Annotated in this window: 12 protein-coding genes and 2 pseudogenes; 13 read left to right on the forward strand and 1 reads right to left on the reverse strand. The window is 37.6% G+C overall.

The genetic code is table 11. The features are described from left to right. Positions 1-19: 19 nt before the first annotated feature. Complete coding sequence (uvrA, locus tag ACQ31U_RS12045) at positions 20-2857, reverse strand: excinuclease ABC subunit UvrA (protein WP_431052407.1); 2838 nt, start codon at positions 2855-2857, stop codon at positions 20-22. Between the two features lie 159 nt (positions 2858-3016). On the opposite strand from uvrA, the gene ssb reads away from it, so the two are divergent. The 13 genes and pseudogenes from ssb (at position 3017) to ACQ31U_RS12110 (ending at position 14258) form a co-directional block, all read left to right on the forward strand. Next, entirely contained in the window at positions 3017-3526 is a 510-nt protein-coding gene (gene ssb, locus ACQ31U_RS12050) for a single-stranded DNA-binding protein (RefSeq protein ID WP_431052408.1), read from the forward strand. Positions 3527-4001: 475 nt separating this feature from the next. Next, a complete protein-coding gene (locus tag ACQ31U_RS12055) occupies positions 4002-4955 on the forward strand; it encodes a site-specific integrase (protein WP_431052410.1) in 954 nt (317 codons plus the stop codon). Then, complete coding sequence (locus tag ACQ31U_RS12060; RefSeq protein ID WP_431052412.1) at positions 4945-5100, forward strand: hypothetical protein; 156 nt, start codon at positions 4945-4947, stop codon at positions 5098-5100. Before ACQ31U_RS12055 ends, ACQ31U_RS12060 begins: the two co-directional genes overlap by 11 nt. Before the next feature lie 107 nt (positions 5101-5207). Next, positions 5208-5768 (forward strand): hypothetical protein, encoded by a 561-nt coding sequence (locus tag ACQ31U_RS12065; RefSeq protein ID WP_431052414.1) that lies wholly within the window; start codon positions 5208-5210, stop codon positions 5766-5768. A 121-nt stretch (positions 5769-5889) separates the two neighbouring features. Beyond that, on the forward strand, positions 5890-6516 hold the full coding sequence (locus tag ACQ31U_RS12070; RefSeq protein ID WP_431052415.1) for a hypothetical protein: 627 nt from the start codon (positions 5890-5892) through the stop codon (positions 6514-6516). A gap of 1 nt (position 6517) precedes the next feature. Continuing rightward, positions 6518-6918, forward strand: a pseudogene (locus tag ACQ31U_RS12075) (hypothetical protein). A 334-nt stretch (positions 6919-7252) separates the two neighbouring features. Beyond that, positions 7253-8364: pseudogene (locus ACQ31U_RS12080) on the forward strand (ISAs1 family transposase). A 278-nt stretch (positions 8365-8642) separates the two neighbouring features. Beyond that, positions 8643-9575, forward strand: coding sequence for an SMODS domain-containing nucleotidyltransferase (locus ACQ31U_RS12085; RefSeq protein WP_431052417.1), 933 nt, complete (start codon positions 8643-8645; stop codon positions 9573-9575). A gap of 1 nt (position 9576) precedes the next feature. Further along, on the forward strand, positions 9577-11223 hold the full coding sequence (locus ACQ31U_RS12090) for a ThiF family adenylyltransferase (RefSeq protein WP_431052419.1): 1647 nt from the start codon (positions 9577-9579) through the stop codon (positions 11221-11223). Further along, entirely contained in the window at positions 11223-11684 is a 462-nt protein-coding gene (locus ACQ31U_RS12095; RefSeq protein WP_431052421.1) for a Mov34/MPN/PAD-1 family protein, read from the forward strand. The genes ACQ31U_RS12090 and ACQ31U_RS12095 overlap by 1 nt, the downstream gene beginning before the upstream one ends. Next, positions 11677-12507 (forward strand): DUF6602 domain-containing protein, encoded by an 831-nt coding sequence (locus ACQ31U_RS12100; RefSeq protein WP_431052423.1) that lies wholly within the window; start codon positions 11677-11679, stop codon positions 12505-12507. The genes ACQ31U_RS12095 and ACQ31U_RS12100 overlap by 8 nt, the downstream gene beginning before the upstream one ends. 470 nt (positions 12508-12977) lie before the next feature. Further along, positions 12978-14018 (forward strand): YeeE/YedE thiosulfate transporter family protein, encoded by a 1041-nt coding sequence (locus tag ACQ31U_RS12105; protein ID WP_431052425.1) that lies wholly within the window; start codon positions 12978-12980, stop codon positions 14016-14018. An 18-nt stretch (positions 14019-14036) separates the two neighbouring features. Then, positions 14037-14258 (forward strand): sulfurtransferase TusA family protein, encoded by a 222-nt coding sequence (locus ACQ31U_RS12110; RefSeq protein WP_431052427.1) that lies wholly within the window; start codon positions 14037-14039, stop codon positions 14256-14258. The last annotated feature ends 181 nt before the right edge of the window (positions 14259-14439 follow it).

Raw genomic sequence — 14439 nt, forward strand, 5'->3', positions numbered from 1 at the left:
GCGCCAACCGCACTTTGCGTTATTTTTTAGCCAAAATCGGTTTTAAAAATCTTGCGGTATGCGATTCTTCGTTTTTGACCAACTGCTCCGGTGTGCCTTGAGCGATAATCTGACCGCCGCCGTCCCCCCCTTCCGGCCCGAGATCGATAATCCAATCGGCGGTTTTGATCACATCCAGATTATGTTCGATCACCACAATGGTATTGCCTTGATCGCGCAAGCGATGTAATACCCCCAACAACTGTTTGATATCGGCAAAATGCAAGCCGGTGGTCGGTTCGTCCAGAATATACAGGGTTTTGCCGGTATCGCGTTTTGACAACTCGGTTGCCAATTTAACCCGCTGCGCCTCCCCGCCGGATAACGTGGTCGAAGATTGCCCCAAACGGATATAGGATAAGCCCACGTCCATTAAGGTTTGCAGTTTGCGCGCAATCATCGGCACGGCGGCGAAAAACTCCAAGCCCTCTTCCACCGTCATCTCTAAAATCTGATGAATGGTTTTGCCTTTGTAGCGAATTTCAAGGGTTTCGCGATTGTAACGCTTGCCTTTACAGTGATCGCACGGCACATACACATCCGGCAAAAAGTGCATTTCCACTTTAATCACGCCGTCGCCCTGACAGGCTTCGCAACGTCCGCCACGCACGTTAAAACTAAACCGTCCCGGATTATAACCGCGCGCACGCGCTTCCGGCACGCCGGCAAACAGCTCGCGAATCGGGGTGAACAACCCGGTATACGTCGCCGGATTGGAACGCGGCGTGCGCCCGATCGGGCTTTGATCGATGTCGATCACTTTGTCGAAATGCCCCAAACCGTCAATGCTTTTATACGGTGCGACATGGGTATTGTCGGCACGGTTCAAGGCGTTCTGCGCCAATGGGAACAGGGTATCGTTAATCAACGTCGATTTGCCCGAACCGGATACGCCGGTAATACAGGTGAACAAGCCGACCGGAATATCCAAATTAACATTTTTCAGGTTGTTACCGCTCGCGCCTTTCAGACTGAGCCATTTTTCTTTGTTGACTTTGGTGCGCTTTTTCGGAATCTCAATTTTCTCCGCACCGGACAGATATTTGCCGGTGAGCGAGGCTTGGTTTTGCATTAACTGCCGTGCCGTACCGCTGGCGACAATTTCGCCGCCGTGCACGCCTGCGCCCGGCCCGATGTCGATAATATGATCGGCTGCCATAATTGCGTCTTCGTCATGTTCGACCACGATCACGGTGTTGCCCAAATCGCGCAAATGGATCAAGGTTTTCAGCAAACGTTCGTTATCGCGTTGGTGCAAGCCGATGGACGGTTCGTCCAACACATACATCACGCCGACCAAGCCTGCGCCGATTTGACTGGCAAGGCGAATCCGCTGCGCTTCGCCGCCCGACAGGGTTTCCGCCGAACGCGACAGCGAGAGATAATTCAAACCGACATTGACCAAAAACGACAACCGCTCTTTGATCTCTTTCAAAATTTTTTCCGCAATTTGCGCCCGTTGCCCATGCAATTGCAGATTTTCAAAGAAATTCAACGCATTGCCGATACTGCGCTCCGCCACATTCGGCAAATTAAATTGCTCGATAAACACATGGCGCGCTTCGGTGCGCAAGCGTGAGCCGCCGCAGGCTTGGCAAGGACGATTGCTGATATTTTTCGCCAATTCTTCACGCACCGCCGTCGATTCGGTCTCTTTGTAACGGCGCGCCATATTGTTCAAAATGCCTTCAAACGGATGACGGCGCAAGGTGATATCGCCGCGATCATTGACATATTGAAACTCGATTTCCTCGTCGCCGGAACCGTTTAAAATCACTTCGCGGATCGCCGGCGACAGTGCTTCAAACGGTTGTTGGATATCGAATTGGTAATGTTTGGCGAGCGACGACAGCATTTGGAAATAGTAAAAATTACGGCGATCCCAACCTTTAATCGCACCGTTTGCCAGTGAAATAGACGGATTTTGGATCACTAGGCTTTCATCAAAATATTGCTGCACGCCCAAGCCGTCGCAGGTCGGACACGCCCCTGCCGGATTATTGAACGAAAACAGGCGAGGCTCCAATTCCGCCACCGAATAACCGCAATGCGGACAAGCAAAATTCGAAGAAAACAACAATTCTTCGATCTGATTCTCTTCTTCCGCCATTGGCGCCACCACCACCGTACCGCCCGACAGCTCAAGTGCGGTTTCAAACGATTCCGCCAAACGGCTTGCCAAATCTGACCGCACTTTGAAGCGATCAATCACCACTTCAATCGTATGTTTCTTTTGCAATTCCAACGCCGGCGGATCAGACAAATCGCAAATTTCGCCGTCGATCCGCGCGCGGATAAAACCTTGTGCCGCAATATTTTCCAACAGCTTCACGTGTTCGCCTTTGCGTTCTTTCACCACCGGCGCAAGCAACATCATGCGGCAGCCTTCCGGCAACTCCAATACTTTATCCACCATTTGGCTGATGGTCTGCGCTGCCAACGGCACATCGTGGGTCGGACAGCGCGGCTCGCCGACACGGGCGAACAACAAACGCAGGTAGTCATAAATTTCGGTAATCGTGCCGACGGTCGAACGCGGATTATGCGAGGTCGATTTCTGCTCAATCGAAATCGCCGGCGACAGCCCTTCGATATGATCGACGTCGGGCTTTTCCATCAACGATAAAAACTGGCGCGCATAAGCCGACAACGATTCGACGTAACGCCGTTGCCCTTCGGCATATAAGGTGTCAAATGCCAACGACGACTTGCCCGAACCCGACAAACCGGTGATCACCACCAATTTATCGCGCGGAATGGTCAAATCAATATTCTTTAAATTATGAGTACGCGCCCCGCGCACCTCAATCTTGTCCATAAATTTATCTCGATTGTTTTGTAAAATTGGAACGATTATCGCACAAATAAAAAAACTGTGTAAATATCCAGTATCTTTTTTATTTTAAAAGGTGATTTTTTTGCGATTTTCAGGCAATATATACCGTATTCTAACCAGCTATAAAAAGAAGAGGATACTATGGCAGGCGTAAATAAAGTGATTATTGTTGGCAACTTAGGTAACGAACCGGAAATCCGTACCATGCCGAACGGCGAAGCGGTTGCGAATATCAGCGTGGCAACCAGCGAATCTTGGCGTGATAAAAATACCGGCGAAATGCGCGAAGTAACCGAATGGCACCGCATTGTGTTGTACCGCCGTTTAGCCGAAATTGCCGGCGAATATCTGCACAAAGGCAGCAAAGTCTATGTCGAAGGCAGATTGAGAACGCGCAAATGGCAGGATCAAAACGGACAAGACCGCTACACCACCGAGATCCAAGGCGACAGCCTGCAAATGTTGGATTCGCGCGGTGATCGCGCACAACAAGGCGGTTATGTGCCACAACAAAGCGGCGGCTATTCGCCACAACAAAGTGCCCCACAACAACAATCTTACGCCGCTCCGGCTTCCCGCCCTGCCCCGGCACAAAAACCGACGTCGCAGCCAGAGCCGCCGATTGATTTTGACGATGATATTCCGTTTTGAATTCCATATACATAAATTCTGTAAAAATAAATTATAAAACCCTAAGAGAAACCTTACTAGACAAGGTTTCTCTTTTTTTTACATTTGTGTTTGACGCGTTTCATTTTATTTAATAGTATTTATATATATTTTTTTGTAAAATTTAATCATTTATGTATAAGTTAGAAACAACCCTTTTTTCGAATGGAGAACGTTTTCCTCTATTAGTTAATGAGAAAACTGGTATTCCTGATTTTTATTCAACTCTATGGGTAACTGTGGAACTACGCAATCAATCCGCAGTAAACACCATTAGAAATAAGCTAGGAGCTATACAATGGATAATGAATTGGGAAAAACAGAATAATCTTGTTATTAGTGATCTAATTCATAGAGAAATACTATTAACCGAAAACCAGTTAGAATCTCTTATTCGACATATGAGAATAAATGTAAAAAAGCAAAAAAATGTAATCAATACAAAAAAAGTGTGTTAATGAAAGGTAGAACTCAATTTATTGATATTTATTCTTCTGTATCTCTTAGTCATCAATATAATAAACTAACAACACTTTCAGAATACATATTATTTCTATCTAAAGTAATTAGTGTATCTAACGGATATATCGAAAATTTGACGAAACTAATTACGTTAATTAAAGAGTCAAGACCTAAAAATCATAAAACATTATCTATAAAACCAGAAAGTGAGTTACCTGATGGACTATTAGATGAATTTATGTCTATTGCGGTTTTTTCTAATCACAATAATCCATTTAAAGATATCGGAATTAGAAAAAGAAACCATTTAATGTTCACCTTACTAAAAGAGTTAGGAATTAGAAGGGGAGAACTATTATCAATTCAAATTCCATCTATTGATATAGGAACAACTAAATCCTCAATTATAATTAGACGAACATATGATGATAAATCTGATACAAGGAAGATACAGTCGGTCACTAAGACTAAAGAAAGACGTTTACCAATCTCACAAAAGATAGCTCAGCTTATCGATGACTATATTATGAACCATCGTTCTAAAATTCCTAACGCTAATAAACATCCATATTTATTTGTAACTCATCGAAAAGGAAAAACTCAAGGAGGCCCAATTAATACAAGTTCCTTTGATAATATTATTGTACCAACAATGAAAAAAGTAGATTCTAAGTTCTCTATAATTCATCCACATATTTTTCGTCATGAATGGAACTTAGATTTTTCACGAAAAATAGATAAAAATAACCAAAATATAAATAATGATTCTTCTCATAAAGATTTTATTTCACCTGAAAAAGAAGCAAAAATGAGGCAGCATCTTATGGGACATACGTCAGAGAAATCTGGAAATGTTTACAATCAACGTTATATTCGAGAAAAAGCTAATAAAATCTTATTAGAACTACAAACTGAGTTTCATAAAAAGGTTGACACTTATGAGTCATAGTAAAATTCTTAGACAGTCAAGAGATGGATATACATTTGATGAAAATGAAAACTCTTGGAATATAAGTAAAGATAAAACAATCAATTTTTCTCAGCCAATATTAAATATAAATAAAAAAACATTAGAAGGATTCAAAAAACATTAGCGATATATGCCGAAAAATACTCAAGTTATCATGTATCTCACATGTATCAACAGTTTCAATGATTAGTAACTTCAACTAATCTAAAGAACATCAATGTATCAATAATATTGAATTGGAAAAATAAATTAGGAAAAGATCATGAATGGTATTTAGGAGCGTTAAAAGGTTTTTTACTATCATGGCATGAATATGGTTATTATGGAGTTGATAAATCTGTTGTATCGCTGCTAGAAAGTTTTACTTTGAGTGGAAATGATAAAGGTAAATCGGTATTAATGAGATGCCCTTATACAGGAGCATTTACTGAAAATGAAGTTTTGGCTTTAATGGCTGAACTCTCTAGACTTTGGAAAGAAGATCTTATTTCATTTGAAGCATATGCATATATTCACTTACTACAAGCTACAGCTAGAAGACCTATTCAAATACGCCATTTAAAATTTGAAGACCTAAAAAAAGAAATGTCGCAAGGAACATGGAACTACTATTTAAATATTCCTAGTGCAAAAAAAAGAGGTGGATTATTTAGAACTACATTTAAAAAATTAGTAATAACCGAAGACCTATATTTAATCTTATTAAACGTTATAGATTTTCAATACAAAAAATTACTTGAGATAGTAAGTGAATCATTTATCTCTAGTCATAAGATGAAATTACCAATCTGAAACTCACCCTAAAACATCGTTATGGGAAAAGCATTGTATAGGTACATCCAAAGGAGAATTTATAAGATTACTATCACACAATGCAAGGCATTGGCTAAGTACAAAAGCTGAACGAGGTGGAATGGATGAGTTAACTTTAGCTAATTGGGCAGGGCGAGCAAGAGTTGCAGATAACAAAGCTTATGATCACAGAACAGAAGAAGAAAAAAGTGAATCAGCTAGAGATTTACTCATTCCTGAGGATATTTCAATCTTAGATAAAATTCATTTGAATCTTCCTGTTACCTATGAAGACCTAGGAAAAGATAGAATTGGAATCGCAACGGTAACAGAAATAGGCATTTGCGAACACGATTATGCGATGTCTCCATGTTCTCGTCATGGTGATTGTGAAACATGTAAAGAGCTTGTTTGTATTAAGGGTTTAGAATCCTCTTTGGAAATATTAAAGCAACGAGAAACCCAGATAACTGAACAATTTAATAAAGCTAAAGAACACCATAAAATAGGTGTTTTTGGTGCAGATCGTTGGATAAGTAATTTGGGATGGAGACTAACACACATAAAAACTAAAATTAAGTTCTTAGAAAATAAGGCTATCCCAAATGGTTCGTTATTACGAATGCCGGATGAATATGATCCTTCCCCTGCTAAATTAGCTTTGCTAGAGAAAGGAATGGATATAGGTATACAAAAACAAGAAGCATCTAAATTAGATGATGATTTATACAGATTAATGGAGTTATAATATGCCCAAAATTCTTATTACAGAAGAAAATTTAGAAGATATCATCTTATTAATTAATACCTGGGAAGGAAAATTAACATGGGATTTACTTTGTAATAAAGTATCAGAACTACTGAATATTAAAAGTATCGAAAGACAGTCTCTAGCAAATTATTCAGATATTCAAAAAGCCTTTACTAGACGAAAACAAAGAATAAAAGAAAGCGTAAAAGCTAATCCTATACCAAATGTGACTATGGATTATCTACAAAAAATTTGAAAGCTCAGGTAGAACGCTTGGAAGAAATCAATGAGCGATACAAGCAACAATTCATTGTATGGCAGTATAATGCATATATGAATGGGGTGACGGAAGAGAAGCTAAATAAACCACTTATTGCAGTTAATCGCCAGCATCGGTAAAAGATATACCGTTTGAAATCTAAATTTCAAACGGTATTTTTCAAAAAGATTATCCTTATCTTCTTGGAATTCTATCCTTCAGTGTTACCTGACATCAATTTGGCTAATTTCGGGGCTCACCATTCTCGTAGGTCGTCCATTTAAACCACAAGCACGAACAATAGGCTCAACAAGGTTGAGGTGATTAAGCCTCAGATAACGACGATTGCCATTGAGAGTTTTATTGTGGATTAAATAAATCAAACCATTAGGGGTTGTCCTCAGGGCAAGATCGCACTTTTCCTCAAAATATGATCTAATAAGCCTTTAATACTTTAAAATACAAGGTAACGTCATGGACTTATTCCGCTTTTTCGGTCAATTGGAAGACCCGCGTAAAGATATCAACCAAAAATATCCTTTTCTTGAAATCATTTTTCTGACCATGAGCGCCGTCATTTCCGGAGCGGAAGGTTGGACGGACATTAAATGGTTCGGGGAATATCATTTGGCGTGGTTGCGTCAATATTTACCTTTTGAGCGCGGCATCCCGGTCGATGATACCATTGCGCGTATCGTTCGTCGTCTTTCTCCGGTGCAACTTAATGATATTTTTATTCATTTCGTAAATGAAATCCGCGCGGCACAAGGCGTTGAGCAGATTGCGATTGACGGCAAAACGCTGCGTCACGGCATCGATGAGAAAACGCAGCATGCGCTGCACAGCATTACCGTTTGGAGTAAAACCTGGGGGTTGATTTTGACCCAACAAAAGTCGCCAGGTTGGAAAAATGAGCAGCAGGGGGTATTGGCGGTACTGGATGCGTTAATCTTAAAAAATGCCGTGATTTCAGTCGATGCAATTAACACACAAAAGAAAATTGCGGAGAAAATCATTGAAAAAAAAGGACATTATGTGATGGCGTTAAAACGTAACCATCGTTTATTCCGCGAGAAGCCGAAGCCTACTTTCATAAAATCGAGCGTGAGACGCCTGATTTGATTGAAGTTTACCAAGAGGTCAACTGTGAACGCAGCCGGATTGACGAACGGACTTACCGCCAATTGCCGGTGAGTGATTGGCTGTCGGAATCGGCGCAGTGGGCAGGGATTCAATCGGTGGTGTGTGTTGAACGGCGGCGGGAAGATAAAAAGAGCGGTCAGCTACAAGAGGAAAGGGCATTTTATATCAGTAGCTTAAAGACAAGTGCGGAGCAATTATCATACAGTATTCGCGGTCATTGGGAAGTGGAGAATAAGGCGCACTGGGTGCTGGATATGGTCTATCGGGAAGATGCTTGTGTGATAAGCAAGGATGACGGTGCGGAGAATATGGCGATATTGCGCCGTTTTGCGTTGAATTTATCGCGGCTTCACCCGGCTAAAATGAGTATGCGGATGAAGCTGAAAGCAGCGGGCTGGTCAGATGAATTCAGGTCAGAGCCGATGTTTGGTGTTATTGGTTGATTATTAGACAAAGTTCGCGGTTGCCCTGGGGTTGTCCTTAATGGTTTTGGTTAAGATTGTAAATAAAGGATATCATAAGGGATTTGAGCTATTTGGGAAAATTGAGAGTTTTTATGGGTGGGCATAATTTAAGATTATATTTTAATCAAAACCATCCTTTATTATCAGTTAAGGCTTGAAATTCCATAGGCACGGCCCAATATAGTAAAAAAATTATTTTGAGTTCATCATTCCCCAAAATAATTTGTTATGTACTGAAAATTTCATGAGAATTAACTATGGCTGACTATAAAAGTGATTACTTAAACTCTGTGCTGGAAAGTTACAGAATGAAACATGTTGAAGAGCTAATAAAAACATATCGCACGAAACGAAATGAGATTAAGCAATTTTTAAATGAACAATATGGTAGTAAAATTTATGAACCATTTAATTCTGGCTCGTATAAAAAACACACAGCCATCAATACCAAATTTGATTTGGATTTGGTTGCACCATTTAAACGCAATGCTTTTTCAACATTAGAAGAAATGTTTGAAGATGTTTTGGAAAAACTAACAGAAAAGTATAAAGATGAAACTACCGTGAAAAAACAAGGGGTTTCTATTGGTTTAACTTTTGATGAAGAAGATGAAATTAATATTGATGTTGTTCCTGCAAGAGAGACTAGCCAAGAGTCTTTTCCAGAATATAAGGATTTAAATCTACATAAAACACAAAATGATGGTTATCTTAAAACCAATATCCACGCTCAAATTGAACATATTAAAGCCAAAGAAAATGAAAGAAAAGTCATTCGCTTGCTAAAAATTTGGAAAGTTTGTCATCAATACAAATACAAGTCTTTTTTTATTGAATTATTGGTGATTAAAGCTTATGAAAAATTATCTCCGCAGGGTAGTTTATGGGAACAATTTAAAACCGTTTTAAATTATATTATTGATAATATTCAAAGCGAGAGGTTTACACTCAAAGATCCTGGAAATAGCAATAATGATTTAGCATTATCCTTAGATAGCGGAGAAAAAAGTGTACTCGTTCGTAGATTAGAATCCATATTGGCACAAATAGAATTAAATGAGAAACAAATAGAGTTTTATCTTCCATTAAATGAAAAATTTACCGAAGATAATAAGAGTGAAAATAAGGCTTATAGTCTTAAAAGTTCAGTTTTAGTTTCAACACCTCCAGTTTCACAAAGATTTGGTTGATATGAAATTTTCTCAAATTGAATTAGAGCAAGCTATTCAGTCTATTCCATACATTGAGAATTTATCTGCTCTTTCATTTTCAAAAGAGCGGGTAAATTTTGATATTACTTTTGATTTTGAAGGATTAGACAAACCAATTGATTTTAATGTCATTATCTATCCAGCCTACCCATTAAAAATTGATGATTGTGAATCTATTTGTTTTTACTTAAAAGATGATGAATATAAAAAATTTAGCCATGTAATGTCAAATAATGCTATTTGTTTTCATAATCAGCATTGCATCATTTTTCAAAAAAAATTACATCAGGATTTTCAAGCCATCAAACAATGGATTATTAAATATGTTATTAACCAAGAAAAAGATGAGCATTATGAACATCTAATTACAGCAAATCATACTTATAATGGAGTATATTTCTCATTTCAATTTACTGATACTGATACTGATACTGATACTGATACTGATAAGTTATTTTCTCAAAATGAGATTGGCATTGTTACCAATACTTACTTAACAACATCAAAATATCAAGATAAGGATATGCATAATTATTTAGTGCAATCTTTTACACATAATTTTACCCAAAAAAATTGCCAATGGTCGTCGTTTTACTCAGATAAGAAAACTGACTTATCGGGAATTTATATCTTTATTGAAGATAAACCCTCAATCTATGACAGGTTTTCATTTTCAAATTGGCAAGAGTTTAAATCCATATTTAACCAAGAAATGTTAAGTGAGATTTGGAAAATTACTTGCACCATTAAACAAGAATACATACCTATTTTTATTGGATACTATACAAAAAATCAAAATATTCATTGGCAAGTTGCCATAATTGATTTAAAAGACCCATTTTTTAAAAATAAAAATGGCATGTATGAACTTTGCGATAAGCAAATAAGCTGGGTTATTTCAAAAAATTCATCTTATAATTACTTCTTTGGGCGAGGTGCGTTTCATCCAAATCTAACCAATAAAAAAGTGCTTATTATTGGATTGGGAGCAATTGGAAGTCAAGTCGCAAAGACTCTTGTTAGAGGCGGTTGTCCAAATATTACTATTGCTGATTATGATATTAAAGAACCAGAAAACATTTGTCGTTCAGAATATAATTTTGTGCCACCTTATACCAATAAAACAGATGAATTAGCAGGTATTTTATGGAGCATCTCTCCTTTTGTTGAGGTGAGTTCTATTCGTCATTTTGCAACAGAATGTATTAAATTTGATATTCCATCAGAAGATATTAATCATTTATCAAAGCAACTTTCAGAATTTGATTATATTTTTGATTGCTCCACTGATGATGATTTAATGTATATTACAGATAAGCTAAATTTAACCAGCACTATATTTAATTTATCCATAACAAATCATGCAAAAGTGTTGACTTGTGGCATTTCACCCAATCATTACCAATTTATTAGACATCAGTTTGATAAAATTTTGAAGAATGACGTTTTGGATTTATATAATCCTATTGGTTGTTGGAATCCAACTTTTAAAGCATCCTATAATGATATTGCCATTATGGTTCAGTTATCATTAAGAACAATTAACCTAATGATTCAAGAGAATAATTATCAACATTTTACTATTCAATATGATGATAATCTCAATTTAAAGGTTGAGAGGTTTTAATGATTGTTAAAAAATACAAAAACCTTCAATTAGATTTTGACCGTCAAATCGTTGAGCAAATGGCAAAAATAGCAATTCATCATTATCCAAGTGAATATGGTGGGTTTCTTTTAGGTTATTACTCTAATGATTTTACTAGGTTGCATATCAAATATTTTTTATTGGTTGATAAATACGTCAGCTCGCCTGTGGAATTTAGGCGTGAATTAAATATAAAAATTCATAATTTTGAAAAAATATTTCAAGAAACTGGGTTATATTATATAGGTGAATGGCATAGCCATCCCAATGCATCAGCGTGGTATAGTTTAACGGATTTACAAGCGATGAATAATATTGTTTCTTGTAATACAGTTCAGCTCCATAATCCCGTGCTACTTATTTTGAGTATTTCTAGTAATAAATTATTAGATTTTAATTTTTTTATTTTTGATGAAGATAGGTTAGTTGTTTATGAGTGATGTTGATTTATCAGCCTTGTTTCGTGGTATGCAAGGACAAATGCAAAGCCAATTAAATACCAATCGTGAATTTATCCATCATCCAGGATCAAAAGGCGATGCCTTAGAAAATGCTTGGATTGAATGGTTACAAAATTATTTGCCAAATCGTTATAGTGTAGATAAAGCAATCGTGATTGATTATCACGGAAATACCAGCGACCAAATTGATATTGTCATTTATGATAATTGGTTTACACCATTTATTTTTAATCAAAATGGCTTTAAATACATTCCAGCTGAAGGGGTTTATGCTGTTTTTGAAGTTAAACCTGATATTCAGGGAAATGTTAATAATACTAATTATATTCAGTATGCAGGTCAAAAAATTGCCAGTGTCAGAAAATTAGATCGTACATCAACATCCATGATTAATTCTGGGCAAAAGTTACCTGCCCGCCCACTAACAAAAATCATTGGTGGGATTTTAACCACCACCAATTCCTTCACACATAATAATAATAATACCATTGAGAATCATATCAAATCTTTAGCTGATTTAGAGAGGATTGATTTGGGCTGTATTGTGGATTATGGTAGTTTCTTTGTGCAATATCAAGGGGAAGAAGATACCAATGAGAAAAAAGATTTTGGAAAACGCATTCGTGATTATTATCAGAATCGAACTTTTCAATCATTAGTATTTAGTCAGCCCGAAAATTCATTAATCACTTTCTTTATGCAATTAACTCGTTATTTGCAACAAGCAATCGGAACAGTGCCTGCTATTAACTTACAGGCATATATGAATACGATTAATGAAAAACTTGATAGTGAAATTTAAGCGAAATTCTTGATTATTATGAGTCTTTTGTCTTATGAAATAATTATTCTTGAATAAAAGAACACCGTCTCTAACCCTAAAAACGGTGTTTTTCTCCAGATTTATTGTAAATATTCTACTATGAAATTGTGCTATTTTAGGGGGAATTACAAAAGTGATAGCAAAAACAGTGACAAATTTGTTAGATATCCCCAAAATAAAATCTAACCCTTACACTTTATTTTTACATTACTTATAATATAAAAACCAAAATTTAATTTAACTATTTGATTTGAAATAATTTTATAATTTACATATCCTAATAGTATAGAAACAACCATTTTAAAATCCCGTCTTATAAAACCCGGCTACAGTCGGGTTTTTTACTATATAAACAACCTCATAACAAACCGTTATAAATACGCTAAAAAAGTTATTTTCTCTCCTGAATATTTTTCCACATAATGAAATTCCATTTTTTAGGAGGTTATATGCTGATTACTGGTTTATTTTGTGGATTATTATTAGGTTTTGTCATGCAACGCGGACGTTTTTGTATTACCGGCGCATTCCGTGATATGTACGTCACCAAAAGTAATAAAATGTTTATCGCTTTACTGATTGCGATTAGCGTGCAATCTGTCGGTTTATTTATTTTACGCGATTTTGGCGTGTTAGAAATTCCGGCTGAAAATCTTGCGCTTAGTGCGGTATTAATCGGGGCATTTGTCTTTGGTATCGGCATTATTTACGCCGGCGGCTGCGCAACCGGCACTTGGTATCGCGCCGGCGAAGGCTTAATCGGGAGTTGGGTTGCGTTATTTACCTATATGTTATTTAGCGCAATGATGCGCACCGGACCTTTGGCTGATTTTAATAATGCGTTAAGAAGTCATTCTATTGAACAGAAAACCATTTATGAAACCTTAGGTATTTCAGCTTGGTGGCTTGTCGTATTATTAAGTACGGTCACGTTGTTTTTAGCGTTTAAGCATTTAAATAAACCCAAAGCAAAATTAGCCGTTTTAAAAGCAAAGAAAACCGGATTAGCCCATATTCTTTTTGAAAAACGCTGGCATCCCTTTATCACGGCAACCTTAGTCGGCTTAATCGCCTTAATGGCTTGGCCGTTGAGTGTGGCAACCGGGCGGCACTTCGGCTTGGGTATCACCGGACCGTCATCGAATATTATCCAGTTTTTGATTACCGGCGACAGTAAATATATTAACTGGGGTGTTTTTCTCGTCCTCGGTATTTTAATCGGATCATTTATTGCCGCCAAAGCCAGTAACGAATTCCGTTTTCGTGTTCCGGATAGCACCACTTTATTACGCAGTGCTTTTGGCGGAACGCTAATGGGAATCGGCGCAACATTGGCCGGCGGCTGCTCAATCGGTAATGGTTTAGTTGAAACCGCATTCTTTTCTTGGCAAGGCTGGCTTTCGTTACCCTTGATGATTCTTGGCACTTGGTTTGCCGCCTACTTCACGATCATTCGTCCGCAGCAACAACAATTGGCGGGCGCAATTTAATTTATAAGGAAAATCGTTATGAATATCAAACTTGAAACCAACGGATTAGTCTGCCCTTTTCCATTAGTTGAAGCAAAAGAAGCCATGCTTAAATTAAACAAAGGCGACGGTCTAATCATTGATTTTGACTGCACACAAGCAACCGAAGCGATTCCAAGTTGGGCTGCCGAAGAAGGTTATGAGGTGACTAACTTCGAGCAAATCGGCAATGCTTCATGGACAATCACGGTTGTCAAATAACCGAATGCGCTTTACATCTAATACAATCTACGCTGCAACCCGATAGAATCCATACATTAAGGCGTAGATTTTTTATTTTTATAATCTCATTCCTATGCTTCTCACGCGAAAAAACAGATTAAAACTCAACATCTATTCGCATTTTCCGTTATAGTATTGACTAATTTTCAGCTAAAAAGTG

Origin of the sequence: Testudinibacter sp. TW-1 (genome assembly GCF_050613185.1) — a bacterium.
Taxonomy (GTDB): Bacteria; Pseudomonadota; Gammaproteobacteria; order Enterobacterales; family Pasteurellaceae; genus Chelonobacter.